Below are 24857 nucleotides of genomic sequence, written 5' to 3' on the forward strand. Positions count from 1 at the left end.
GAGATCGGCTCTGGACAAGGCTTTCCAGACCAAAATGGCTGGAAAGCCGCACCAGATAAGCGGAGAAGCTTTCTTGAACCGCAACGGGACTCGCGCTGGCAGCCGCGGGCTCCAGTCCGGGCATCACCCGCCCGGGCAAACCCCGACGAACGCACGTGCTGCAACGCGGTCTGATCACGCTGTCGATGCATTGCCTGTGGAGTCCGTGATGTCCCGCTCGAACCCCGTCTTTCCCACCCGCTTGAGCGCTGCTGCGCTGCTGTGCGCCACGCTGGCGACGGCACCCGCGTGGGCCAATGAACCTGCGCAGACTGCGGTGCAGTCCGCCACGCAGGCGGCAAGCCAGGCCGCTCAAGCAGCGCAGCGCTCGGCCGAGGCCGCGGCGCAGCAGGCCACGCAAGCCGGGCAGGCGGCCGTGCAGGGCGTCACCCAGGCCGCAGGCCAGACGATGCAGTCCACCGCCGAGCAGGCACAGCGCGCGGCCGAAGCGGCAGGCGCCAAGGTCGAGGCGCTGGGTGCCAAGGTAGAGGGCATCGGTGCGCAGGCCGAAGGCGCCGTGGCCGGAGCCACAGCCAAGGTGCAGGGCGCCGTGGAAGCGGCGCAGGCCAAGGTGGAAGGGGTGATCGCTGGTGAGGTGGGCAAGGCCCTGCCGCAGGTGGACGGCGCGGTGGCCGGCATCATTGAGCGCAGCGTGGCCTGGGCGCAGGCGCAGGTGGCAGCGTTTCAGGCCTGGTTCAGCGCGCTGGACATGGGCGTGGGCGACTGGATCCTGCTCGCGATTGGCGCGGTGCTGTTCGTGGTGATCGGCATCCCGCTCATCCTCTTCATCGGCCTGGGGCTGCTGTTGCTGCCCTTCCTCATCATCGGGTGGATTGTCTGGCGCCGTCTGCGCCGGCCGGCGCGGCTGCAGCCGGCCTGAGCCTGCCGCGGACGCGCTGAGGCGTTCGCGCAGGCTTGAACCCGCGTGTCTGAGCCACAGCGCAAGACACACGCAGCAGCGCGGCTTTGGCCGATACTTGGCGCACACCCCCGCCACCGGAGCGCCGCGTGAAAGACAAGCTGATGTCTGCTGCCAATCTGCCCTTTGCGACCATGAGCACGGGCCTGGACTTTGTGAAGCAGGTCTGGAGCAACGTGGACGTGCCCAGCGGCGCTGCCGGGCCGCTGGCGGAGTCGCTCACCAAGTTCATCACGCCCACGCTGGATGTGGCCGAGATCGACAAGCGCCTGACCGATCTGCGCACCGTGCAGAAGTGGCTGGAGCTGAACCTCAACATCCTCAAGACCACGGTGCAGACGCTGGAAGTACAGCGCGGCACCGTCGCGCAGCTCGCGCGTCTCGGCCTGGCGGTGGATGCGCAGGGCGAGCGCGGCTCCATGAAGGAGCTGCCGAAGATGGCTCAGGACATGGCCGGCAAGATGCTCAGCCCGCAGCAGTGGTGGTCCATGATGAGCGGGCCGATGAACGAACTGATGGAGCAGGCGGCCAAGGCCGGCGCGCAGTCCATGGCACAGTCGGTCGTGAAATCTGCCGTCAAGGCCTCCGGCAAGGTGGCCGGGAAGGTCGCAAGCAAGGCGGCGAGTACGGCCGTCAAGACTGCCAGCAAGGCCACAGCGCCGGTGCGCGCCGTGGCGCAGGGCGTGGCCAAGGCGGCCAGCCCGGCCAAGCGCAGCGCCAAGCCCGCACCGCGCAAGACCGCTGCCAAGGCGCCCGCCAAGCGCATCCGCGCGCTCTGAGCGGCGCGCCGGCCTTGTTGCGATGAGCCTGATCGCCACCAGCCGCTTCCGCTACGGCCACGCCACCGGCAGCGACTGGCCGCAGGCCGTGGAGCGCGTGATCGACCAGCTCGATGAGCAGGCGGCCGACGAGCGCTACACCTCCAACGCCACGCTGGGCATCGCGTACTGGTCTGAAGGCTTTTCCGGCCATGCCGAGGGCATCATCGAACGCCTGAAGCTGGCCACCGGCCTGCGCCATTGGGTCGGCGCCACCGCCAATACCGTGTTCGGCGGCCGGCAGGAATATGTGCAGCGCGAGGCCTTGGCCGTGCTGCTGCTGGATGTGCCGAGCGAGGCTCTGCGGACCTTCTCCGGTACGCACCCGCTGCCCGTGCTGCCCTCCACCCAGGGGCCGCAGGCGCTCGCGCTGGTGCATGCAGACCCGCGCACGCCAGATGTGGATGTGCTGATCACCGAGCTCGCGCAGCGCACGCGCACCGGCTTCCTGTTTGGCGGGCTGACCAGCGGCTTGCCCAGTGCGCCGCAGCTGGCCGAGCGCTTTGTCTACGCCGGCCTGAGCGGCGTGGCCTTTGCAGACACCGGCAACACGGGCGAAGGACAGAGCGCGATCGGCGTGGACATCCGCGTCAAGGTCACACAGGGCTGTCACCCCGTTACAGGCTCACCCGGGCGGCCCGCGCCCAAGCCGCACACCGTGACGCAGGCCGACGCCAACTGGCTGCTGCAACTCAACGGCGAACCGGCCTTCGATGTGCTGCTGCGCGACGTGGGCCTGGGCGCCTACGCCGGCCGCATGCCACCGGGCGAAATGCTGCGCGAGAAGCTGGCCGGCGGCCTGTTCGTGGGCATGGCTGTTGCCAGCGTGAACGAGAGCGCGGCCACCGTGGGCATGGCGCACATGAGCCCCGGCGCCGTGGGTGACTACGTGGTGCGCGGTGTGATCGGCATCGATCCGCGCCGCCGCGCGGTGGCGCTGGCCGACGAGGTACAGCAGGGCGACCGCCTGCACTTCTGCCGCCGCAACCGCGAGGCGGCGCGCGCAGACCTCGTACGCTGCCTTACCGAACTGCGCGAGGAGCTGGAAGAAGCCGGCAAGGCGCCGCGCGGCGCGCTCTACATCAGCTGCAACGGCCGCGGCGTGCATCTGTTCGATGAGCCTGGCGTGGAGCTCGGCCTGATCGCCCACCACATGAAGGATCTGCCAGTCATCGGCTTTGCCGCCAACGGCGAGATTGCGCGCGATCGGCTATACGGCTTCACGGGCGTGCTGGCGGTGTTCTCTTGAGCGCGCGGCTGCTCGGCGACGGAGATTCTGCAGGCCTGCCGGACTGGATTGCGCACACCGAACTGCAGGCGCTGCCCCCGGGCGGCGAACCGCATAGCCTGTATCTGGCCGTCTCGCGCCCGAGCCCGAATGCCGACGGCGGCTGGGAAGTACGCCTGCGCATGGCCCCGCTGGTGGGTGCGCTCGTGCCCATCGTGGGCGAGGACGGCTGGCAAGCCATGAACCTTGCACTCGCCTTTGCCGAGCAGCAGTTGTGCGATCTGATCGCCGGTGGCTGGACCCTGCACCTGCAGGACGACCCCAGCGACGCGCCCGCGCTGACGCCACAGGATCTCGCAGCCATGTGGGGCCGCGCGCCGACCTGACGCGCGACGCTACGAGCGCTGCCATTCATGGCGCTGCGCTGTCGATTCGCACTGCGCTCCGGCCATCCACCGCACTCCCGCATTTGCGTGATCGGCCCCTGTGCAGAATGCCGCCCTGTAATCCACACACAGGGAGGCACCCCATGACCCGCAAGCACTTCGCGCAGCATCTGGCCGGCGCACTGATCAGCCTTGGCGCGCTGGGCGCAGGCAGCGCACTGGCGCAAACCGCAGCCGCACCGGCGGCGCCCAGCACGGAAACGTCCATCACGCTGCCCACCCCCACCGAGATCTACAAGGAGATCCGCATCACCGTGCAGGGCGAAGGCCGGCCGGTGCTGATGATTCCGGGGCTGAACAGCGGCGCCGAGGTCTGGACCGACACCTGCAAGGCCCTGCAGCCGGGCGTGCAGTGCCACATGGTGCATCTGCCGGGCTTTGCCGGCGCACCGGCCTCGCCCACTGCGTCCGAGGCGCGCTTTCTGGACACCATGCGCGACCGCCTGCTCGACTACATCGCCGAGCGCAAGCTGGCCCGGCCGGTGGTGATGGGCCACAGCCTGGGCGGCGTGCTGGCCATGACCATGGCGGTGCAGCAGCCGGCGGCCCTGGATCGCATCGTGATCGTGGACTCGCTGCCCTTTCTGGCCGGCATCCGCAACCCGAGCGCCACGGCCGACAGCGTGAAGGGCATGGCCGAAGCCATGCGCAACCAGATGCGCAATGCCTCGCCCGAAGTGTTTGCCGCGCAGACCAAGGCCAGCGCCAACGGCATGACGCGCGCCCCCGGCGGGACCGAGCGCGTGGTGGCCATGGGCCTGGCGAGCGACCGCAACACCACGGCGCAGGCCATGAGCGAACTCTGGGGCCTCGATCTGCGCCCAGTTCTGCCGAAGATCCAGACCCCGACGCTGGTGCTGGGTGCCTGGGCTGCCTACGCGCCGATGGGTGCGACCATGCTCAGCACCCTGGGCATCTTCGAGTCGCAGTACCAGGGCCTGCCCAAGGTCCAGATCCGCATGAGCGAGACGGCCTACCACTTCATCATGTGGGATGACCTCACCTGGACCGTGGCGCAGGTCAAGGGATTCATGGCGCCTTGAGCGGCACGGCGGCGCACGCGCTCGCGCAAGACTGGCAAGCGCCTGATACCCGGCCGCGCGCCGGTGCCCTGCGCCGAGCCGGCCCTGCGGCGCATCGGCGACTGTGAATGGTCCACCGCTCTTGCGATTGGGGTCTGTGAGAGCTTCTTTATGGCCGATTTCAAAGTGTTGCAGATCAGCAATATGCGGCTTTCCGCTTATCTGAAAAGCATCTTGAGATCTTTTGGTGACCTCAAATTGATAGCCGATTTTGTTCTTAACCCAGACTGTCGCTGAGCTGTCGCCGCGTTGACAAATGCGAATCATTCGCATTTAATGTGTCCATGACTGCTCCCGAATCGGTTCGCCCGGCCCCCCGCCGGTCGGCAGCCCGCCTCCCCCTTGGGGCCGAAGCCGAACCCAGCCCAGGCGCCCATCCCGCGCCATGGCTTGGGGCGACGCGCGGGAGTCGGTCATGCCCTTCCGCACCCGGCCATCGGCCGACGCGACACGAGACCGCCCACATGCCACCGCGCGACCCCCAGCACGACCCGAACACGGGCCCCAGCGGCCAGGTGCTCGCATTTCGCCCGCGCGCACCGCGGCCCGAGGCCCAGCCCGCGGCGGGCTGCGGCGCAGGCCCTTGCGCCATCGACTTGCCGCCGATGACTGCGCCGCTGATGACCTGGCGATTGGATGACGACGCGCCGAAGCACCCGAGCGAGACGCTCAGCCACGACGGCCAGGCCGTCCTGCTTGCCTCGCTGCTCACGCTGATGAGCAGCTTCGCGCAACGCGCCGCCAGCGGTCAGGTCTGTGCGGCACTGGCCTGGCGCGTGGAGCGGCACCTGGCCGAACTTGCCGAGCTCTCCGGCCCAGGCAGCCTCCACCCCGTCCTGCGCGAAACCGCAGAGCAGTTGCTGGCCGACTGGGACCAGCTGGATCAGCGCCTCGCCGCGCGATCCACCCACGCAGACGCGCCGACCCTGTGCCCTGCGCGCGCTGCACGCCCCGAGTGGCTGCGCTGGATCCTCGGGCCGGCCGGCTGAACGCGCTCAGAGCGGCGGCAGGCCGCGCTGCGCGCGATACGCGGCGATGCGCGGCAGCAGTGCAGCACGCCGCGCCAGGCTCGCAGCCGGCCAGAGCTTTTCGCGCTCATAGAAGATCTCGAAGGCCGGCACATCCGCGGGCAAGGGCACCCAGGGCAGCCTGGAGCGCGTGAAGATGTGCGCGTCCGGCGGGCAGCGCTCCGGTGCGTCCAGTGTGCCCACGCGCACGAAGGCAATGATCGGCCCGGCGCTCGCGTAGTGGCTCCAGAGCGCGACGCGGCAGTGCGGGCAACGCGCGATCTGCTGGCCCAGCCCGCTCTCTGAAGGCGTCTCGACAAGATCCGGCGTGCCCGCGGTGCAGGTCAGCTCGTCGGTCTCGATCATGGCGTTCACGGCAAACGCGCTGCCCGTCTCGCGCTGGCACCAGCTGCAATGGCAGCAGTTCACGAACATCGGCGCGCGATGCATGCGGTAGCGCATCTGGCCGCAGTCGCAGCCGCCCGTCAGATCTTCCAGATCGGTCATCGGCTTCTCACTGCCCCGCCGGCGGCTCCCACAGCTCGATCTTGTTGCCCTCCGGGTCCATCACCCAGCCGAACTTGCCGTACTCGGACTCCTGCACCTCGCCCTGCACATCGCAGCCCTCTTCACGCAGGGTCTTGATGAGCGCATGAACATCCGCCACGCGGTAATTGATCATGAAGCTCGCGGTGCTGGGTGCGAAGTAGTCGGAGTCCGCAGCATTCACATTCCAGACCGTCGTACCCACACCCTGCGGATTGTCCGGCCCCGCCCAGCTGAACGCCGCACCGCCCCAGGGCTGCACGTCGATACCCAGATGCTTCTGGTACCAGGCAGCCAGCGCAGCTGAATCACCACGCGCCTTGAAGAAGATGCCGCCAATGCCTGTGACTCGCTTCATGTCGCCCTCCCGGTGCTGCGCTCTGCGCTGACGGCATTGTGCGCCGCAGGTGTGCGCCGGTCGAGCCTGCCTAGCTCATGGCTGCGCTGCGACGCGCAAACACATCGATCAGCAGCGCGCCCACCAAGCAGGCGGCTGCGATCCAGTCGGCTACAACTACCCGCTGGATCAACGCGTTGTACCCGGGCGTGATCCAGGCCACCGCAATGAAGGCGAGCACGCTCACCAGCCCGGCCACGTAGGCCGCGGTGCGCAGCTCCACGCGCCAGGCCGCCGCGATCAACAGCACGCCCAGCAGGCCGAAGAGCACGGCGCGGTGGCGCATGAGAATGAGCAGATTGGGGTCCTCGATCGGTACGCCATACAGGCGCGCGAGCTGTGCGCCGCCCAGCACGCCAGACAGCGGCAGAAGATGGATGATTCCACTGACGATGAGCAGTACCTTGGCAAGACCTTGCATGCGGATTCCTTTGCTGGCGTAGGCGCCGAGTAAGACACACACAGACGATGACGAACGGGTCTGCACATCCTATGGATAGGGCCGAAGCCACGCTTTCAGAAACCGGCTGCGCACCGCTGCTGCTCAGCTGGGGCACGCGGGCGCTGTACCTCGGCCCCAGCCTGCGCCTGAGCGCGCACCGCAACGCTGTGGCCGTGCTGGCCGTGGCGCTGGACGCGCCCTTCGAACTCGCGCTGGACCCGCGCCGCCCGCAGGCCGGACACCGCCGCTGCACTGCCGCACTGATCGAACCGAACCGCCTGCACCAGATCAATGCCGGCGCGGGGGACTACGCCTTCATCTACCTCGACCCCTTCAGCAGTGAGCTCAAGGCGCTGCGTGCCCGCTGCGCCGAGCAACAGGCCGACGCCTGCTTTGCGCTGGCGGGCGAAGACGCACTGCGCACTGCGCTGCGCCATCTGCCGCGCAGCGCCACGGCCTGGGCCGACGAGGCCACAAGATCGCAACACCTCGCGCCGCTCGAAGCGGCGCTGCTGGGTGAGGCAATACCCGCCGCCAAGGGCGACGCGCGGGTGCGCCAGCTCGTCACGTGCCTGCACGCCCAGCCCGACGACGTGCGCGATCTGGCGGACTGGGCTGCGGCGCTGGGTGTATCCGAGAGCCGCCTTCAACATCTGGTGAAGCAGGAGACCGGCCTGCCCTTCCGACGGCTGCGCCTGTGGATGCGCCTGCGCGCGGCGGTGCTGTCAGCGAGCGGACGGGCAGCTGGCAGCACGGGCGCAGACCTGACCCGCGCAGCGCTGGACGCCGGTCTGGCCGGCAGCGCGCACCTGTCTGCCGCGTTCCGCGAGATGTTCGGCATGAGCCCCACGGCCCTGCTGGCCCTTGCGCCTGTGGTGGTGCAAATCGATGCTGAAAGCACGGCCACACATGGCGCACGCTCGTCCGCCCCGCGCCATCCACACACACAGACCGGCTACTGACGCGCCTTTTTCCGCAGCGCGGCAAACCCCAAGTGACCCTGCTTGGTCTGCCACCCACAATGGCGCCCATGAACCTCTGGACCTACAAGCGCCGCTTTCAGATCGACGGCAAGACCTACCTCGCGGCCACGCGCTTCGACTTCAAGACCCTCACTACGACGCTGAGCCTGGACGGGCAGGTGCTCGCTGAGGACAGCACGCAGTACACGCAGCCCGGCGGGCAGCGCAACCACGTGCTGCGCACGCAGCTGCCCGATGGCCGCGGTCTGGTGGTGACGGCTGGCTACATCAGCAGCTGGACGACCGGCATTGCCGTTCACATTGACGGTGCGCTGGTGCATGAGAGCCACCCCGGCCGCAAGATCGAGTGGCCCGACTGGTCGCGCAAGATGGCGGATGGTGGCGACGACCCGGTCGCCCAAGCCCGCGCCACGGCTGAACAGCAGCGCCAGACCGAACAGTGGAACCGCAACAAATACTCCATCTACGTGGACATTGCCCTGGGCCTGCTGTTCTTCGTGGTGGCCAAGTTCACCAACCTGACCACCGCAGCGCTGGTGGGTGCGGGCGCGGGGCTGGCCATCGTGGTCATTCAGCGCTTTGTGCGCGTGGACCTGCTGGGCGGGCTGGCGATGTTCGGCATCTTCATGCTGCTGGTCAGCGCCGGCTTCTCGCTCGTGTTCGATGACGAGAACATGGTGAAGATGAAGGGCACCATCCTCGGGCTCTTCGTGGCCGCGCTGATGCTGAGCGATGCGCTGGGCAACGGCGGGCGCTACTTCGGTGTGCGCATGCAGCGCTACATCCTGCAGCCGATTGACCCGGCGCGCTTCACGCTGGGCCTGGGCTGTCTGGGCCTGTTCATGGCGGTGCTGAACTGGGTGGTCGCCAAGGTGGCCAGCACCGACACCTGGCTGTTCTACACAACCTTTGTGGACATCGTGATCAGCGTGGCGCTGTTCTTTGTGGTGCTGAAGTTCGCGCGGCGCGACGAGCCGGCAGCGCCTGCCGCGGGGGGCGCGTCGCCGTCCTGAATCCGGGCGGCCTGCGTGGCGGATGACGCAGGCGCACGGCCCGGCGCGGCCGGGCGCCGCTTGCTAGCCGATCGAGGTCGCTATGAGGCAGAACGCAGCCTTCTAAGCTTTATCTTTCGACCGAAATCGAATTATTTTGCCATCAGAATCTGCCACTATCCTCACAGCACAAGCGGAAAGCCAATTTTTTATTTTTGGCTGAAAATGATCTATTCAGCTGCGCGGGCTCGTGCCGGCTCGGCCACATGCAGCGGCTCGGGCGCGGGCGCAGGGCCGGCATCCACGGGCTTGACCCGCCCGGCGAGCCAGAGCGTGACGAAGCCGGCGGCCAGCGCCACGTAGCCCACCACGTTGTAGTTGAGCAGCGTGCCGTCGGGCTGTTTGACCACGATCAGCCCGGCCATAAACGCTGCGGCACCGCTGGCGGCGTTGCCCACTGCGGTGTTCAGCGTCATGAATGCGCCGCGCACGCGAGGCTGGCCGGCGGAGGTCACCATTGCCATGCCGGGGGCGAAGCGGCCGCTCACCAGCACGAAGAACAGCGCAGACACGACCATTACCACCCAGGCCGGCACGGGCGGCAGATGGGTCATGAGCAGGATCGGCACCATCGCACACAAGGCCAGCACTCGATATACGCGCGCCTTGCCGTAGCGGTCCGCCAGCTTGCCGAACCAACGGCTGGTGAAGAACGTGCCAGCGCCACCTAATAGATACATGAGTGGCAGCAGCGTCTCGGGCAGGCCAACGTTGGCCGTGAGGTACAAGGTGATGAACGGAATCACGCTGAAGCTGGCAAACATCATCAGCGCCATGAAGGCATACGCGCGCAGATGATTTGCGTCGGCCAGCGCACTGCGGATCGGCGCAAAGCCGTCCTTGAATGCGGCCAGCAGGCCCGCCATACCGCGGCCGACATGCATCGGGCCGATCTGCGCAGGGATGCTCGGCAGCGTGGTGTGCGCGAAGAACCACACGCCCACCGACAGCACCGCGGCAAACAGGAACGGCGCGCGCCAGCCCAGCGCCGGCACGTGGCTGGCCAGGAACAGGCCCAGCGGTACGCCCACCACCGTGGACAGCGAGAACGCCGCCATCACGATGCCGGTGGCGCGGCCGCGACGCTCGTAGGGAATGGTGTCGCCGATGTAGGTCTGCACCATCGCCCCGAGCACGCCGCCGAAGGCCCCGGCCGCGGCACGGGCGATCATCAGCGTCCAGTAGCTTGGCGCGAGTGCGCAGGCGGCCGTCGCAAGCGTGAAGGCTGCATACAGAGCCAGCACTAACTTGCGCCGATCGAACCGATCCACCGCGCTGGCCGCCAGAACGGCCGTGACCGCGGCGGCCAGGGTGTAGATCGACACCAGCAGACCGAACTGCGCGGGCGACAGGCCGAAGGCGCGCGTCAGCATCGGCGCCAGCGGCATCATGATCATGAAATCCAGGATGTGCGTGAACTGGATGCCGGCCAGCGTGGCCAGCAGGCGGCTTTCCTGGCGGGGGGTGAGCGATACGGCGGTCATGAGGGCGTGTTCTTGAGCGGGGGCCCGGTGCGGGCGCGAGCCCGAAAATCGGCTCAATCAATCCGCCGCGCGCAGGCGGCGCGCCCGGGATTAAGACGCAACCGGCCCCCGGAACATCACCGGGGGCCGTGCGCTTCGAGCCGTGCAGGAGAAGAGACAGCGTCTTGGAATTCGGGTGGTGCACGGTCAGGTGGGCGCCGAAGTGGCGGGCCGTGAACACAATCGATCTCGCGAGCGCTGGATCATTTACTGACTCTGCGGTCAGATATCTCGCAGTCTTGTTGCAGAGCCGCAAAGCGTCAAGCAAAGCCCGACTGGCCCGGTCAGGTGGCTGACGCGGTTGCGGTGCGGCCTCACCGCCTAAAGTGCAGCCCATGCAACTACTCATCACCGGCCTGAGCGGCACCCTCGCTCCGCATCTGGCTCGCACCGCCGCAGCTGCCGGGCACACGGTGCTCGGCTGGGACCGCCAGCAGGTCTCGCCGGACGATCTGCCCGCCTGCCGCGCCTGGCTGGACCTGGTAAAGCCCGACGCCATCGCGCATCTCGGGTTTGGCGCGGAGGCCTGGGCCGGGCTGATGGCGCGCTGGGCGGCCGAGCGCGGCGCGCCTTTTCTGTTCACGAGTACGGCCATGGTGTTCGACCATGTGCCCAACGGCCCGCACCGGGTGGATGACGCGCGCACCGCCAGGGACGACTACGGCCAATACAAGATCCGCTGCGAAGACGCCGTGCGCGAGGCGCACCCGCAGGCCTGCATCGCCCGCATCGGCTGGCAGATTGATGCGGGTACGGGCGGCGCCGCACAGGGCAACAACATGCTCGCCGCGCTGGACGCCGAGCAGCAGCGCGACGGCCGCATCCGCGCCAGCACCGCCTGGGTGCCCGCCTGCAGCTTCATGCCGGATACCGCCGCCGCGCTGCTGCAGCTCATCGAGACCCGCGCATCAGGCACCGCCCATCTGGACAGCAACGCGGACGAGGCGCTGAGTTTCTTCACACTCGTTCAACAGCTCAAGCGCCGTTTTGGGCGCGAGCACTGGCAGATCGAGGCGCATGCGGAATATGTGCATGACCAGCGACTGCTGGCGGGGGCGAGACAAGCCGTGGTGCTGCCGCAGCTGACGCACTTCCTGGGCGCTCAAGCCTTGAGCGGCAGAACGGCGTGAGCTGATCCGCGCGCCCTCAACGCCGCCCGCGCGCCACCCCGCCCTGCTTGCGCCAGTACTGGAAGGGCTCTTCATGCACTTCCAGATCCAGCTCCGCGATGCGGGCCTGCAGTCGCTCCTGCACCTCGGCCACGGCCTGGTTGTAGACAAGCGGCGCGATCTCCTCGAGGAAGAAGCCGAGCAGCGCACCGGCGGCGATGTTGCCGATGGGCTCGTCCATCTCCTGCTCGAAGTAGCGCTGGATGGAGGCGACGGCTTCGTCGCGGGTCTCGCGCGGCAGCTCGATGCTCATGCGCTGCCGCCTTCAGGTGAAGATGCCGCATCGCCCTGTGCTGGGGCTGCAGCCGGGTCCATCCAGAATGCCTCCCAGATGTGGCCGTCCGGGTCTTCATAGCCGTGCTGGTACATGAAACCGTGGTCCACCGGCTCGCGGGGGATGCGGGCGCCGGCTTCGCGTGCCTTGGCCACCAGTGCGTCCACTGCGGCGCGGCTCTCGCAGGGCAGCGCGATCAGCACCTCGGTGCACGCGTGCGCATCGGCAATCGGCTTGGGTGTGAAGCCCGCAAAGAAGGGTTCGTTGAGCAGCATGGCGTAGAGGTTCTTGCCCAGCTGCATGCCGGCCGCCATTTCATTGGTGAAGCGCGCGTCGAAGCTGTAGCCCAGCGCAGCAAAGAAGCGCTTGCTGCGCTCCAGGTCTTTGACGGGCAGGTTGACGTAGATCTGTGAATGCATGGCACCCCTCCTGTGGCCCGAAGCGTGCCTCAGATCTCAAATTGAAGCGAACGCATCGGTATGCAACAGTCCTTTGCGCGCGCGTGGCTGCGCGGCTATCCCGGGTGCACCCGAGTTCAGCGCGTCGGCGGTGGGATGGGAACCAGACCGGGCAGGGGGTCCGTCACGAGGTCGATGATCGACTGCAAGCCGCGACCCGTGCCTTCGGTGTCGGTGCACAGCCGGCAGCGCAGCGGCTGGGCAGCCAGCATGGGAAATGCGGTGGCGAAGCGGGTCTTCGCTTCGGCCTGCGTGATCGGTTTGGGGTCGAACCGAAGCAAGGCCGGCTGGTTGGGCAGCCGAGCTTGCTGCCGTTGCCAGACGCCGAAACTGCCCAGGTGAATGACCTCCCCGGCGCGCAGTTCGAAGGGCCGCGCAAGCACCTCGTTGCTGAGCGGTCGCGACGGCAGGCCGTCGCTCACGCGATTGAAATAGGGTTGCCAGTAGGCGACCCGGTAGCGGCCGGGTGGCAGCTTCAATGTCACCGTGCGCGGGGTGGCATCGTCGGGCGCAGCGGGGCCCTCGAAGGGCAGAAAGTGGGTCAGTTGTCGGCCCTCAGGCTGGATCGCGAGCGCGACGTTCAAGGGCGTGGTCTTGGCAAACTCGACACTCAGATACGCCATGCCGGGCTCGGGGGTCGCTGTGGTGCTGATCGGGCCCTCGGGCGTCGCGCAAGCCGCAAGCACGCTCAGGCCGAGCACGGCGCAGTGCAGACGAAACCACCCCGAACGACGTCGCATGACATGCCCTCCAGACGCAGATCACCTTCATGCTAGATCAGCCATTTGCGCGCGTCAGGGGCAACTCCTGCGCTAAAGGGCGTCCAGATCACTGAGCATCCGCTGCGCCTCATCGACGATCGCCTGTCTTGCGTCTTTGTCCAGCCGGCCGATGCTCTTGGCCATGAGCGCGGTGCGCGGGTTCCTGGCCAGCACCGCTTCATGCTTGTGCAGGAAGTGCCAGTACAGGGTGCTCACGGGGCAGGCACGCGGGCCGGCCTTGACGTCCGGCTTGTAGGCGCAGCCCTCGCAGTAGTTGCTCATGCGCTTGATGTACTGGCCGCTGGCCACATAGGGCTTGCTGACGAAGCTGCCGCCATCCGCATACAGCGCCATGCCGGCGGTGTTGGGCAGCTCGACCCAGTCGATCGCGTCCACATACACCGCGAGGTACCAGTCGCAGACCTGCTGCGGTTCGATCTCGGCCAGGATGCCGAACTGGCCCGTGACCATCAGGCGCTGGATATGGTGGGCGTAGCCGTACTTGAGCGTCTGACCCACGGCGGCGCGCATGCAGGCCATGTTGGTCTTGCCGGTCCAGTACCAGGCGGGCAGCTTGCGGCTGTGGCCGTAGTGATTGGCCTGGGCCAGGCCCGGCATCTTGAGCCAGTACACGCCGCGGATGAATTCGCGCCAGCCGAGAATCTGCCGGATGAAGCCTTCGGCGCTCGCGAGATCGACGCGGCCTGCGTGATGCGCAGCTTCGGCGGCCTCGATCACTTCGCGCGGGTCGAGGAGATGCAGGTTCAGGCTGCTGGAGAGCAGCGCGTGCCAGGCAAAGGGCGTGTCGGTCCACATGGCGTCCTGCGTCGGGCCGAAGCGCGGCAGGCGGTGTTCGATGAATTGCGCAAGTGCTTCAAGCGCCTGCTCGCGCGTCACAGGCCAGATGAAGTGGCCCAGCTCGCCGGGGTGATCGGGCAGCACACGCTCGATGTCTGCAAACACCTGCTGCGTGATGGCGTCCGGCGCGAAGGTGGCGGGCGGCGTGATGGCGCCGGGCCCGGTCTTGGGGAAGCCCTCGCGGTTCTCGGCGTCGTAGTTCCATTGGCCACCGAGGGGCTGCAGTTCGCCCTTGCTGTCGCGCTCGCCGGCCTCGTCCATCAGCACGCCATGGCGCTTGCGCATCATGCGGTAGAAGAACTCCATGCGCAGCTGCTTGTAGCCGGCCGCCCAGTCGGCAAAGTCCGCCAGGCTGCACATGAAATGCGTGTCTGCAAGAAACACCACCGGCAGCTTGCGCGCGCGGCACAGCTGCTCGATGCCGGTGCGCAGGCGAAAGTCGCCGGGCTCGGTGAGCACCAGGCGGCCGGGCTTCAGCGTGTCGATGTGCCGGCCCAGGCGGTCGATCAGCCCCGGCGTCTCGGGCCAGTCGGCCAGCATCGTGTAGATGAGCGGCGTGGCGGCGGCGCGCAGCTCGGCCGCGAAGTGCCGCATGGCCGAGAGAAACACCGCGGTGCGCGGCTTGCTGCTCCACACGTGCGTGGACTCGCCCGGCGCCTCGATCATCAGCGCGGTGTCGGTGGCCGGATTCAGGGCGCGCAGCGCAGGGTTGGCGTGCCAGAGCTGGTCGCCCAGGATGAGGACGAGCTGGCTTGCGCCGTCGTTGGCGGCTGAGGGCGGGGCAGTCGCGGCGCCTTTGGGCGGCGGCAGTGTTTTCTTGGGCATGGCGAGGAGGTCTTGTCGTTTGTTATGCGTCGTCTGGCGCGTGCGCCAATGCGGACACCCGGTTTGCGCTGATCAGGTGCGGATCTTCAGGCAGGCACCCTGAAGACGTATATCCGGCGCGCCTTGCGGGGCATACGCCTTGAAGATTGGCTTGGGACAAGCGGAAACGGGCAGGCGGCCTGTTTTGCGCGTTTGGAGCTTGCAGGCTGCGGATTCTGCGGCGCGGCGTGCCAGGCGCCAAGCTGGCGTCTGCCCGGCGGCGCGGTGTCGCACTCGCTCGGCCCGTGCTGGCGATGGGGATCCCAGACTCTTCGCTTGTCTGGTGCGGATCTCCAGGCAGCCGCCTTGAAGACGCAGTGTTGATGCGCTTTTCCAGGCAGATGCCTTGGAGAATGGCTTGGGACAAGCGGAACCGGGGCGATGGCCCGCGCAGAGCCACTCAGGCTTTGCGGCGGCAAGCCTCGGAGCAGTACTTCACCTCGTCCCAGTTCTTGGCCCAGGCCTTGCGCCAGACCATCGGGCGGCCGCAGACCGTGCAGGGCTTGCTGGGCAGGCTGGCCTTGTTGCCGCGAAAGTGGGTCGTGGCGCTGGAGCTGTCGGCTTTGTGGTCGCGGCGGGACATGGTTGGACGCGAGCTTGGACGCTGAGTGGGGCGGTTTCAATGCAGACCGGCCGCGTGGGCGGCCGGTCTGGTGTTGAGCGCGCTGCGCCTTGCGGTGCAGCAAGGCGGGCAGCGTGATCGCGACGCGGCTTATTCGCCGGTCGCGGCGTGGCTCGCGCGCCAATCGACCAGCGCGCCGTGAATTTGCTGCAAGTCGTTGAACACGCGCACGCTCTTCGGGGGCTTGCGCATCAGGATCGGGCAGGAGCCGCCGGCCCAGATTTCCATCTGGCCGGGCAACTTGGCGCGCAGATCGTCCAGCCCCTCAATGACCGAATTGGGGTTCAGACAGGCCGAGAACGAGAGCGCGACGATGTCGCAGTTCTGGCTCGTGGCGGCGAGCACGATGTCCCAGACGGGCGTCTGGGTGCCCAGAGAGATGCAGCGGCCGCCTTCCAGCGCCAGCAGCGCCTCGGCCATCAGCAGGCCCAGGCCGTGGGGTTCCTGCGGGAACGTCGTCAGCAGAATGCGCGGGCGCTTGCCGGGCTGCGGGATGGTGTTGATCGCATTGCGCAGGATGACCTGCACGCTCTCTGTATAGAGATGCTCTTCGAAGATCTCGAGGTAGCCGCGTGCCCAGGCGTCACCCACCATCTGAGTGAGCGGGGAGACGATGTCGGTCACGAAACGCGCCAGACCCACACGCAGCAGCGCCTGCGAAAGACTGCGGCGCAGTTCCTCGATCTGGTGCGCCTTGACCAGCTCGATGTAGTGCTCCAGCGGCTCGGTCAGGGCCTGGCTGCCGGCAAAGCGCCGCGGCTCGGGCACCGTGGCCTCGCTCATGGCCTGCAGCTGCTCGATGGACAGCGGAATGATCTTGCCCGGACGGTGGCCGGCGTCCATCAGCCGGCGGATCACGCGCAGCTTGTCCACCTGGTCCATGGGGTAGGTGCGCTCGCCAAAGGCGTCGCGCGCCGGCTGCGGAAAGCCGTAGCGCCGCTCCCAAACGCGCAGGGTGTCCTTGGACAACCCGGTATCGCGCTCGACTGCGGCGATGCTCAGTGTCACACCTTGAACTTGACTGCGGTCGTTCATGTACAGCTCTGTGATGGCCGCGATCCCGCGCGTTTTGCGGGGTTACTGCCGGGCTCCGGTCGCGGTTCGTTCGGTTGCTGCCGAAAACACGTTGATCAAACGATGTCTTGGACAAACACTTGACGAGTCCCGCCTGAATCCATAGTATAGGTGCTGGGAGTGGGTCTTGCCTAGGACAAATCAAGTTGACACTTGTTTGTCCGCAGCTGCCCAGGGATATTCAGGCTGGGCCGCGGTGCATCGTTCACCCGGCCCTTGGGTTGCACGGATTCACGGGCGGCTGGCTTGCGCCCGGAGCGCCTGTAGCCTCGCCGCCCCTTGGGCTGGGCAAGACGCACGCCATGCGGCGAATTTCGTTCGCCGTCCCTTGAGTGAACTCAGGACGCGTCATGCACAACCATAAACAGAACTTCCTCTCCTCCTCCTCGACCCGCGCGCAGCAGGCCCGGCCGGTGCCTTGGCTGCACCATGCCGTGTTCGGCCTGACCGGCGCCGCGCTGGCACTCAGCCTGGCCCTGTTCAGCCTGCCAGCGGCCGCTCAGACCCCAGCAGCCCGACCAGGGGCCCAACCGGCAGCGGCACCAGCGCCCGCCCCGGCCAGCTGCCCCGTCTGGATGAACCAGACCCTGCCGCGGCTGCAGGATGACGCGCCGCAGAACCTCTGCCAATACAGCGGCCGCGTGCTCCTGATTGTGAACACAGCAAGTTTTTGCGGCTTCACAGAGCAGTACAAGGGCCTGGAAGCGCTGCACAGCCGCCTGCAGGCGCGCGGCTTCACGGTGCTGGGCTTTCCGTCGAATGACTTCGGTAATCAGGAACCGAAGAGCAACAAGGAAATTGCCGAGTTCTGCGAAGGCACCTTTGGGGTCAAGTTCCCCATGTTTGCCAAGAGCGCCGTTCGCGGCAAGGACACCAACCCCGTGTTTGCGCACCTGGCCAAGGTCAGCGGCTCGACGCCGCGCTGGAACTTCCACAAGTACCTCGTCAGCCGTGACGGGCAGCGCGTGGAGGCCTTCGGCTCCATGACCACGCCGGAGGATAAGACTCTGCTGGCGCGCATCGACGCGCTGCTCGCCCAACCGGCACCGGCCCGCTGATCCCGGCCGCTCTGCAAGCCGACGCATGCGCCGCACCCTGCCCCCTGGCGCACCAGCGCACCGCCGCTGCCCGCGCGCCGGCCAGCACAGGGGCGAGCGAGCAGGCGGGCACACCAGGGCGCCGGCGGCTTGGCAAGGCACGTCAGCCTGCGGCACACCGACCAAGGTGGTGTTTGACCTAGGTTTCGCGCCGACCGGTCACCATTCACAATGTCTAGGACAACACAGGGGTCTGCCCAAGCGCGCAATCCCTGTGGCACACGCTGCCCTGTCCCGTTTTACGCTGCGAAGCGCTGGCCCTCGAGGCCGACCTGGGATCCTTCTCCCTCCCTCCCTCCTGAATGTCTCGGGGCGCTTCGCAGCTCTTCTCTACCTGATCCGGCCGGATCAGGTACTAAATCCGCGCAACATCCAAACTGCGGGCCCGCACCTCCACCTGCCGGGCAGCCTCCACTTGCGCAAAAAGATACCGCTTGGTTCCTTTAGTGAACTATTTGGTAATATTCGACTCCACGATGCATCCGCCGCTGCAGGCGGGACGTACATACTCTCAAGCTCCCCTCGCACCTCTGGCAGGCTCCCATGAAGCGAATCGCGGTTGTTGGCAGTGGCATTACCGGTCTGGGCGCGGCCCATCTGCTGGCCAAGCAGCACCATGTCACGCTCTTTGAGCGCGAGGACTACGCCGGCGGCCATGCCCACACGGTGGACGTCACGCTTGACGGCACCACGCACGGCGTGGACACGGGCTTTCTGGTGTTCAACCACCGCACGTATCCGAACCTGCTGGCGCTGTTCAATGAACTGAACGTGCCCACCGCCAAGAGCGACATGAGCTTTTCGGTGCGCCTGGCCGGTGGCGCGGCCAAGGGTCTGGAGTGGGCGGGGCATTCGCTGAACAGCGTGTTTGCCCAGCGCCGCAATCTGCTGCGCCCCAGATTTCTGCGCATGCTGCGTGACCTGCTGCGCTTCAACAAGCAGGCCACTGACGACATCCTCCACCACCGCGTGGGCAACCTCAGCTTGGGCGAGTACCTCAAGCGCGGCGGCTACAGCCGCGAAATGATCGACTGGTACCTCGTACCCATGGCTGCCTGCATCTGGTCCTGCCCGACCGAGACCATGATGGCCTACCCGGCCAAGACCTTTCTGCAGTTCTGCCACAACCACGGCCTGCTCACGGGCTTCGAGGGCCGGCCGCAGTGGTACACGGTGCAGGGTGGCTCGCGCGAGTACGTCAAGCGCATACTGGCCGGCATTCATGAAGTGCGTCTGTCCACACCGGTGCATGCCATCCACCGCGGCGCGCGCCAACTGCCGGTGGTGGAAAGCGCCCGCGGCCGCGAGAGCTTTGACGCGGTAGTGCTCGCCACGCACAGCGACACCACACTCAGGCTGCTGGCACAGCCGCAACTGTCCGAGCAGAGCGTGTTCTCGCGCCTGCGCTACCAGCCCAACCGGGCCGTTCTGCACACGGACGCAAGCGTGCTGCCCAAGCGCCAACTGGCATGGTCGAGCTGGAACTACGAGACCCATGACGCCGGCGGCGAACCACAGGTCTGCTGCCACTACCTGATCAACATGCTGCAGCCGCTGCCCTTCAAGACGCCGGTGGTGGTGTCCCTGAACCCGATCACCGAGCCGAAGAACGTGATCGCCGAGTACGAATACGACCACCCGATCTTCGACGCTGCTGCCGTCGCAGCACAACAGGATCTATCGGCGATACAAGGCAACGGCGGCGTCTGGTTCGGCGGCGCCTGGGCGGGCTACGGCTTCCATGAAGACGGCCTGAAGGCCGGCTTGGCAGCGGCGCGCGGCGTGCTTGATGCGCTCGGCGTGGCCACCGCCCGCGCGGCCGAGTAAGCACGATCGAACAAAGCTGGAAAAAGCGCACACGGCCCATGCCCATGAAGAATCTCCCCATGCTCGGACTCGGTTGGGTGCGCCACGCGCGCCTCAAGCCAGCGCGGCATGCCTTCATGTACCGCGGACTGTTCGTGCGCCTGCCGATGCGTTCGGCCCGCTCGATGCGATTTGCGCCGCTGGGCCTGGCCGGCCGCCTGTTCGGCCACGACCGCGCCGCGCTGGTGAGCTTCCATGACCGCGACCACGGCCTGGGCGATGGCGCGAGCCTTGCTTGGCTGGAAGGGCTGTTGGCCGAGAGCGGCATCACCGATGCCGACGGCGAGATCTGGCTGCACACCTTCCCACGCGTCTTCGGATACGGATTCAAACCCGTGAGCTTCTGGTACTGCGAACGCGCCGACGGCAGCCTGCGTGCTGTGCTGGCCGAGGTGAACAACACCTTCGGCGAGCGCCACTGCTACCTGCTTGCGCATGCAGATGGCAGCGCGATCCGCCCGGGCCAGCTGCTGCACGCGGCCAAGGTGTTCCATGTCTCGCCCTTCAACCCGGTGCTGGGCAGCTATCGCTTCCGCTTCCTGGCTCGGCAGGACCGCTCACTGGCCCGGGTGGACTATCACGACGCAGAAGGCTGCGTGCTGGAAACATCGATCTCCGGCGAACATCGGGCGCTCACCACCGGCACCTTGAGCGCTGCGCTCGCACGCACCGGCTGGTTCACCGCCGCCGTCATTGCCCGCATTCATTGGCATGCCTTGAAGCTCTGGCTCAAGCGCGTGCCCTTCTACACCAAGCCCACTCCTCCTTCGGACCTTGTATCGCGATGAGCACTGACGCCCTCCAGAACGCAATGCGCACCTCCAGCAGTTCCGAGCGCGCCCCGCACACCGCCACGCCCGTGCATCACGCACCGGCCCGCGCCGGCAAGATGCCGGCCAAGGCACGCTTCATTCTCTCGATGCTCGAACGTCTGGAGATCGGCCAGCTCACGCTGCGTCTGCCCGACGGCAGCGTGCGCAGCTTCGGCCGGGGCGAACCGGCTGCGCATGCGCACATCACGGACTGGGCGGTGTTCGAGCGCGCCATGGCCTCCGGCGACGTGGGCTTTGGCGAGGCCTACATGGACGGTCAGTTCACCACCGACGATCTGGCCGGCCTGCTCACACTGCTCAATGCGAACCGCGTCACCATCGAGCGCGGCCTGTACGGCTCCTTCTTCGGCCGCCTGGTGTACCGGATCAAGCACCTGCTGAACCGCAACACCAAGACCAAGGCCAAGAAGAACATCGAGGCGCACTACGACCTCGGCAACACCTTCTATGCGGAGTGGCTCGACCCCTCCATGACCTATTCCAGCGCACTGTTCGACGGCAGCGCCGGCCAGACTCTCGAACAGGCCCAGCACGCCAAGCTCAAGCGCGTGTTCGATCGGCTTCAGTTGCGCGAAGGCGCCAAGGTGCTGGAGATCGGCTGCGGCTGGGGCGGATTTGCCGAGCTCGCGGCGCGTGCCGGTGCACATGTGACGGGGCTCACCCTCTCTTCAGAGCAACTGGCCTACGCCCGCGCCCGCCTGTCCACGCAGGGACTGAGCGGCGCGACGGAATTCAAGCTGCAGGACTACCGCGACGAAGGGCGCACCGGAGATGCGCAGTACGACGGCATCGCTTCCATCGAGATGTTCGAGGCCGTGGGCGAGGAGTACTGGACCAGCTACTTCGAGTGTCTGCAGCGCAATCTGAAGAGCGGCGGCCACGCCTGCATCCAGGTCATCACGATCGCCGATGAGCTGTTCGACCGCTACCGCGACGGCACGGACTTCATCCAGCAGTACATCTTCCCCGGCGGCATGCTGCCTTCGCCTTCGCGCTTTGTGGAGCTGGCCCACAAGCACGGCTTCGTGGTGGAAGACCGCTTCGCCTTCGGCCGCGACTACGCCACCACCCTGCGCATGTGGCACCAGCTCTTCAACAGCCGTCGCGAGCAGGTGCTGGCCCAGGGCTTTGACGAGCGCTTCGTCCGCATGTGGCAGTTCTATCTGGGCTACTGCGAAGCCGGGTTCCTCACCGGCTCCACGGACGTGTACCAATTCACCCTGCGCAAGGCCGCGGCATGAGGAAGCTGCTGGTCACTGCTGCACTGCTGCTGGCCACCACGGGTGCCTGGGCGCAGGCCGCCTGGGTCAGCAGCAGCATTCCCGAAGCGCGCAAGGCCGGCAACGGCATGCTGCGTTACTTCGGCCTGCATATCTATGACGCTGAGCTCTGGACGCGCCCAACCTTTGACGCTGCACAGTTCGGTGAACAGCCCATGGCCCTGCGCCTGACCTACGCACGGCGTCTGGTCGGCAAGCTGATCGCCGAGCGCAGCGAGAAGGAGATCGCGGGCCTGGGCATCGGCAGTGCCGAAGACCGCGCTCGCTGGCTGGCCGAGATGACCAAGCTCTTCCCGGACGTGGCCAAGGGCGACAGCCTCTCCATGCTCTACACCCCGGGCCAGGGCGCGAAGTTCTTCCGCAATGACAAGCCGCTGGGCGAGATTGCCGACCCGGTCTTCGCACGCGCCTTCATCTCCATCTGGCTGCACCCCAAGACCTCCCAGCCTGGCCTGCGCGCCCAGCTGATCGGAGCGAAGTGATGACTGCGCCGGCGGCCCACGCGACGGCTGAACACCGCGCGGCGAGCGCCGGCGCCGGAGATGCATCGGGCGCCGCGCGGCTCGGCTTAGGCTCGCTGGGCGCCTACGCGGCTTTCGGCCTGCCACTCGCGCTGCTGGCCACGCCGGTCAACCTCTTCGTGCCTGCGCTCTACGAGCAGGCGACCACCCTGTCGCTGGCCCTCATTGGCGTGCTGCTCTTCGGTACGCGTCTGGTGGACGCCATCGTGGACCCGCTGCTGGGCGCCTGGGTGGATGCGCAGAAGCGCACCGGCCAATACTGGCGGCCGATTCTGCTGGCCAGCCTGCCGATGACCGCGGGCTTCATCGCCCTGCTCAATCCGCCCGCCGGCATGGGCACCGTGGCCGCGGCGGCCTGGCTGTCCGGCTCAATCGTGCTCGTGTACATCGCCTACTCCCTGGCCACGGTGGCCTATCAGGGCTGGGGCTCGGAGCTAGCCACGGACGACGCCGGTCGCACGCGTGTCACGGCCGGGCGCGAGGGGCTCGGACTGGTCGGCGTGATCGTGGCGTCCATCCTGTTCCAGCAGGCGGGCTTGCCAGCGCTCGTCGGCGTATTCGTGGTGCTGATGCTGGTGGGGCTGCTGCTTCTGGGCCGCTTTGCGCCCCGCCCGCTGGCGGCTGGCGGCGTACCGGCAGACGGCCGGCATGGCTGGGCGGTGCCGCTGGGTTCAGCACGCATGCGCTGGCTGCTGGCGATCTTCACGCTCAACGCACTCGCGCCATCGATCACCGCCACCCTGTTTCAGTTCTTTGTGACGGACCGGCTGGGCTTGAAAGAACACATCGGCACCTTTCTCGCGCTGTACTTCCTTGCCGGCGCAGCCAGCATGCCGGTCTGGGTCTGGCTGGCCAAGCGCTTTGACCTGCAGGGCCTCTGGTTGGCCGGAATGCTGGCCTCGATCGCGTCCTTTGTCTGGGCCTTCAATCTGGGAACCGGTGACTTCACGGCCTTTGCGGTGATCTGCCTGCTCTCGGGCCTGGCATTCGGCGCCGACCTTGCTCTGCCGCCTGCTCTGCTCGCTCGCGTGATCGACGCCAACCAACACCGCGGCGAACGTGAGGGCGTGTACTTCGGCCTCTGGAACTTCGCCAACAAGCTGGTGTTCTCGCTGGCTGCACTGATTGCGCTGCCCCTGCTGCAAAGTCTGGGCTACAGCCCGGGCAGCTCGGCAGCAGAGCCGCTGCAGGCCCTGGCCGTCAGCTATGCGCTTGTGCCCTGCGCGCTCAAGCTGCTGGCCTTCGGCTTGCTTGCAGCCGCATGGCGCGGCCAGAAAATCTAGACCACAAACACAAGGACACTCCTCATCATGTCTCTGCTCAAACTCTTTCGTGCCGGGCTGATCGCGCTTGGCCTTGTTGCCCTGAGCGCCTGCGCCGGCATCGACCCCGCCAAGTACGTCAATGAAAAACCGACACTGGACATGCGCCAGTACTTCAACGGCACCATCGATGGCTACGGCATGGTGCGCAATCGTTCCGGCGAAGTCACGCGCCGCTTCGTGGTTGTCATCAAGGCCAGCTGGGCGGGCGACGTGCTCACGCTCGACGAAGACTTTGTCTGGAGCGACGGCCAGAAGGAAAAGCGCATCTGGACGATCCAGCGCCGCGCCGATGGCACATGGTCCGGCAAGGCCGACGGCGTGGTGGGTGAAGCCACCGGCAAGCTCTCGGGCAATGCCTTCAACTTCCGCTACACCTTCGATTTGCCCGTGGGCGACAAGCGCTACCACGTGAACTTCGACGACTGGCTGTACCTGATCGACGAGCGCAACATGCTCAATCATGCGCAGATCAGCAAGTTCGGCTTCAACGTGGCCGATGTCTTCATCAGCTTCAACAAGCGGCTGCCCGCGCAGTAAGTCTCACGCCAGAAGAACAAGGCAGACTGGATCCATCATGAGCTTGAACACACCCATCTCGACCTGGCAGGGGCTGCGGGTCTGGGTGATCGGCGCCTCTACCGGCATCGGCGCGGCCGCGGCCGAGCAGCTGTACGCGCAGGGCGCGCGCGTCATCGTGTCCGCCCGCAAGGCCGAGGCCCTGGAGCAGTTCGCGGCGGGCAAGGACAGCGAGCGCGCCATGGCCCTGCCCCTGGATATTGCCGACCGCGCTGCCGTGCTGGCCGCGGCCACGCAGATCGAGGAGCGCTGGGGCGCACCGGACCTCACCCTGGTGGTGGCCGGCACCTACAACGAGATGCGCGCCTGGGAGTTCGACCGCGACGTGGCCGCCAAGCTGCTGGACATCAACCTGAACGGCCCGCTCAACGTCATGGAAGCCATGCTGCCGCGTCTGCTCAAGGAACGCGAGCGGCGCAAGGGCTATCTGGGCATCGGTTTCGTGGCCAGCGTGGCCGGCTACCGTGGCCTGCCAAAGGCGCTGATCTATGGCCCCTCCAAGGCGGCGCTGATCAACATGGCCGAGGCCCTGTACTTCGACCTCGCGCCCAAGGACATCGGCGTGCACTGCATCAACCCCGGCTTTGTGGACACACCGCTCACCAAAGGCAACGACTTCCACATGCCCGACCTGATGAGCCCGCAGGACGCCGCGCGCGAGATGCTGGCCGGCATCAAGGCGGGTGAGTTCGAGATCAGCTTCCCGAAGAGCTTCACGCGCAAGGTGAAGTTTGCGCGCCTGCTGCCGCCCACGGCCTACTTCAAGCTGCTGCGGCTGACCACCAAACTCTAGGCAC

At 67.0% G+C, this 24857-nt stretch carries 27 protein-coding genes; 17 read left to right on the forward strand and 10 right to left on the reverse strand.

Going from position 1 to position 24857, the window contains the following annotated elements:
* Nucleotides 1-208 precede the first annotated feature (208 nt).
* The 6 genes from ACMDW7_RS16405 to ACMDW7_RS16430 all read left to right on the forward strand — a co-directional run bounded on the left by ACMDW7_RS16405 (nt 209) and on the right by ACMDW7_RS16430 (nt 5521).
* The gene (locus ACMDW7_RS16405) at nt 209-919 is read left to right on the forward strand and encodes a hypothetical protein (RefSeq protein ID WP_377304375.1); all 711 of its coding nucleotides are present in this window, start codon (nt 209-211) and stop codon (nt 917-919) included.
* 128 nt (nt 920-1047) lie between these two features.
* Nucleotides 1048-1737, forward strand: coding sequence for a PhaM family polyhydroxyalkanoate granule multifunctional regulatory protein (locus ACMDW7_RS16410; protein ID WP_377304376.1), 690 nt, complete (start codon nt 1048-1050; stop codon nt 1735-1737).
* 22 nt (nt 1738-1759) lie between these two features.
* Nucleotides 1760-3025 (forward strand): FIST C-terminal domain-containing protein, encoded by a 1266-nt coding sequence (locus ACMDW7_RS16415; protein WP_377304378.1) that lies wholly within the window; start codon nt 1760-1762, stop codon nt 3023-3025.
* Entirely contained in the window at nt 3022-3390 is a 369-nt protein-coding gene (locus ACMDW7_RS16420) for a hypothetical protein (protein WP_377304380.1), read from the forward strand. Before ACMDW7_RS16415 ends, ACMDW7_RS16420 begins: the two co-directional genes overlap by 4 nt.
* A 143-nt stretch (nt 3391-3533) precedes the next feature.
* Nucleotides 3534-4493, forward strand: coding sequence for an alpha/beta fold hydrolase (locus ACMDW7_RS16425; protein ID WP_377304382.1), 960 nt, complete (start codon nt 3534-3536; stop codon nt 4491-4493).
* Between the two features lie 503 nt (nt 4494-4996).
* Nucleotides 4997-5521: a hypothetical protein gene (locus ACMDW7_RS16430; protein ID WP_377304384.1), complete on the forward strand. Its 525-nt coding sequence runs from the start codon at nt 4997-4999 to the stop codon at nt 5519-5521.
* Nucleotides 5522-5527: 6 nt separating this feature from the next.
* Here the strand turns inward: ACMDW7_RS16430 and ACMDW7_RS16435 are convergent, their stop codons facing one another.
* The 3 genes from ACMDW7_RS16435 to ACMDW7_RS16445 form a co-directional block, all read right to left on the reverse strand.
* Nucleotides 5528-6046 carry a GFA family protein gene (locus ACMDW7_RS16435; protein WP_377304386.1) on the reverse strand — a complete coding sequence of 173 codons (519 nt, stop codon included), beginning with the start codon at nt 6044-6046 and terminating at the stop codon, nt 5528-5530.
* A gap of 7 nt (nt 6047-6053) precedes the next feature.
* Nucleotides 6054-6443 (reverse strand): VOC family protein, encoded by a 390-nt coding sequence (locus tag ACMDW7_RS16440; protein WP_377304388.1) that lies wholly within the window; start codon nt 6441-6443, stop codon nt 6054-6056.
* Nucleotides 6444-6513: 70 nt separating this feature from the next.
* Entirely contained in the window at nt 6514-6903 is a 390-nt protein-coding gene (locus ACMDW7_RS16445) for a phosphopantetheine adenylyltransferase (RefSeq protein WP_377304390.1), read from the reverse strand.
* A 71-nt stretch (nt 6904-6974) separates the two neighbouring features.
* Here ACMDW7_RS16445 and ACMDW7_RS16450 point away from each other — a divergent pair, with 71 nt between their 5' ends.
* Complete coding sequence (locus ACMDW7_RS16450; protein ID WP_377304392.1) at nt 6975-7886, forward strand: AraC family transcriptional regulator; 912 nt, start codon at nt 6975-6977, stop codon at nt 7884-7886.
* Nucleotides 7887-7954: 68 nt separating this feature from the next.
* The gene (locus ACMDW7_RS16455) at nt 7955-8920 is read left to right on the forward strand and encodes a septation protein IspZ (RefSeq protein WP_377304394.1); all 966 of its coding nucleotides are present in this window, start codon (nt 7955-7957) and stop codon (nt 8918-8920) included.
* A gap of 209 nt (nt 8921-9129) precedes the next feature.
* On the opposite strand, the gene ACMDW7_RS16460 is transcribed toward ACMDW7_RS16455, so the two are convergent.
* The gene (locus tag ACMDW7_RS16460) at nt 9130-10443 is read right to left on the reverse strand and encodes an MFS transporter (RefSeq protein ID WP_377304396.1); all 1314 of its coding nucleotides are present in this window, start codon (nt 10441-10443) and stop codon (nt 9130-9132) included.
* Between the two features lie 374 nt (nt 10444-10817).
* On the opposite strand from ACMDW7_RS16460, the gene ACMDW7_RS16465 reads away from it, so the two are divergent.
* Entirely contained in the window at nt 10818-11612 is a 795-nt protein-coding gene (locus ACMDW7_RS16465; protein WP_377304398.1) for a sugar nucleotide-binding protein, read from the forward strand.
* 16 nt (nt 11613-11628) lie between these two features.
* Here the strand turns inward: ACMDW7_RS16465 and ACMDW7_RS16470 are convergent, their stop codons facing one another.
* The 6 genes from ACMDW7_RS16470 to ACMDW7_RS16495 form a co-directional block, all read right to left on the reverse strand.
* On the reverse strand, nt 11629-11904 hold the full coding sequence (locus ACMDW7_RS16470) for a DUF2164 domain-containing protein (protein WP_377304400.1): 276 nt from the start codon (nt 11902-11904) through the stop codon (nt 11629-11631).
* Nucleotides 11901-12344, reverse strand: a complete 444-nt coding sequence (locus tag ACMDW7_RS16475; protein ID WP_377304402.1) for a VOC family protein — start codon at nt 12342-12344, stop codon at nt 11901-11903. Before ACMDW7_RS16475 ends, ACMDW7_RS16470 begins: the two co-directional genes overlap by 4 nt.
* Before the next feature lie 116 nt (nt 12345-12460).
* Entirely contained in the window at nt 12461-13123 is a 663-nt protein-coding gene (locus ACMDW7_RS16480) for a hypothetical protein (protein WP_377304404.1), read from the reverse strand.
* Between the two features lie 72 nt (nt 13124-13195).
* Entirely contained in the window at nt 13196-14827 is a 1632-nt protein-coding gene (locus tag ACMDW7_RS16485; RefSeq protein WP_377304406.1) for a cryptochrome/photolyase family protein, read from the reverse strand.
* A 439-nt stretch (nt 14828-15266) separates the two neighbouring features.
* Nucleotides 15267-15449: a DUF2256 domain-containing protein gene (locus tag ACMDW7_RS16490; protein ID WP_377304407.1), complete on the reverse strand. Its 183-nt coding sequence runs from the start codon at nt 15447-15449 to the stop codon at nt 15267-15269.
* A gap of 129 nt (nt 15450-15578) precedes the next feature.
* Nucleotides 15579-16523, reverse strand: coding sequence for a MerR family transcriptional regulator (locus ACMDW7_RS16495; RefSeq protein ID WP_377304408.1), 945 nt, complete (start codon nt 16521-16523; stop codon nt 15579-15581).
* Between the two features lie 389 nt (nt 16524-16912).
* On the opposite strand from ACMDW7_RS16495, the gene ACMDW7_RS16500 reads away from it, so the two are divergent.
* The 8 genes from ACMDW7_RS16500 to ACMDW7_RS16535 all read left to right on the forward strand — a co-directional run bounded on the left by ACMDW7_RS16500 (nt 16913) and on the right by ACMDW7_RS16535 (nt 24853).
* Nucleotides 16913-17620 carry a glutathione peroxidase gene (locus ACMDW7_RS16500; protein ID WP_377304409.1) on the forward strand — a complete coding sequence of 236 codons (708 nt, stop codon included), beginning with the start codon at nt 16913-16915 and terminating at the stop codon, nt 17618-17620.
* A gap of 582 nt (nt 17621-18202) precedes the next feature.
* The gene (locus ACMDW7_RS16505) at nt 18203-19486 is read left to right on the forward strand and encodes an NAD(P)/FAD-dependent oxidoreductase (protein ID WP_377304410.1); all 1284 of its coding nucleotides are present in this window, start codon (nt 18203-18205) and stop codon (nt 19484-19486) included.
* 44 nt (nt 19487-19530) lie between these two features.
* On the forward strand, nt 19531-20313 hold the full coding sequence (locus ACMDW7_RS16510) for a DUF1365 domain-containing protein (RefSeq protein ID WP_377304411.1): 783 nt from the start codon (nt 19531-19533) through the stop codon (nt 20311-20313).
* A gap of 23 nt (nt 20314-20336) precedes the next feature.
* Nucleotides 20337-21599, forward strand: a complete 1263-nt coding sequence (locus ACMDW7_RS16515; RefSeq protein WP_414859578.1) for a class I SAM-dependent methyltransferase — start codon at nt 20337-20339, stop codon at nt 21597-21599.
* A complete protein-coding gene (locus ACMDW7_RS16520) occupies nt 21596-22120 on the forward strand; it encodes a chalcone isomerase family protein (protein ID WP_377304413.1) in 525 nt (174 codons plus the stop codon). Before ACMDW7_RS16515 ends, ACMDW7_RS16520 begins: the two co-directional genes overlap by 4 nt.
* The gene (locus ACMDW7_RS16525) at nt 22120-23442 is read left to right on the forward strand and encodes an MFS transporter (RefSeq protein WP_377304414.1); all 1323 of its coding nucleotides are present in this window, start codon (nt 22120-22122) and stop codon (nt 23440-23442) included. Before ACMDW7_RS16520 ends, ACMDW7_RS16525 begins: the two co-directional genes overlap by 1 nt.
* Nucleotides 23443-23469: 27 nt before the next feature.
* Nucleotides 23470-24021, forward strand: a complete 552-nt coding sequence (locus tag ACMDW7_RS16530; RefSeq protein WP_377304416.1) for a DUF3833 domain-containing protein — start codon at nt 23470-23472, stop codon at nt 24019-24021.
* A gap of 37 nt (nt 24022-24058) precedes the next feature.
* Complete coding sequence (locus tag ACMDW7_RS16535) at nt 24059-24853, forward strand: SDR family NAD(P)-dependent oxidoreductase (RefSeq protein ID WP_377304418.1); 795 nt, start codon at nt 24059-24061, stop codon at nt 24851-24853.
* Nucleotides 24854-24857: the final 4 nt, after the last annotated feature.

This window comes from Piscinibacterium candidicorallinum (assembly GCF_047549485.1).
GTDB classification, from domain to species: domain Bacteria; phylum Pseudomonadota; class Gammaproteobacteria; order Burkholderiales; family Burkholderiaceae_C; genus Piscinibacterium; species Piscinibacterium candidicorallinum.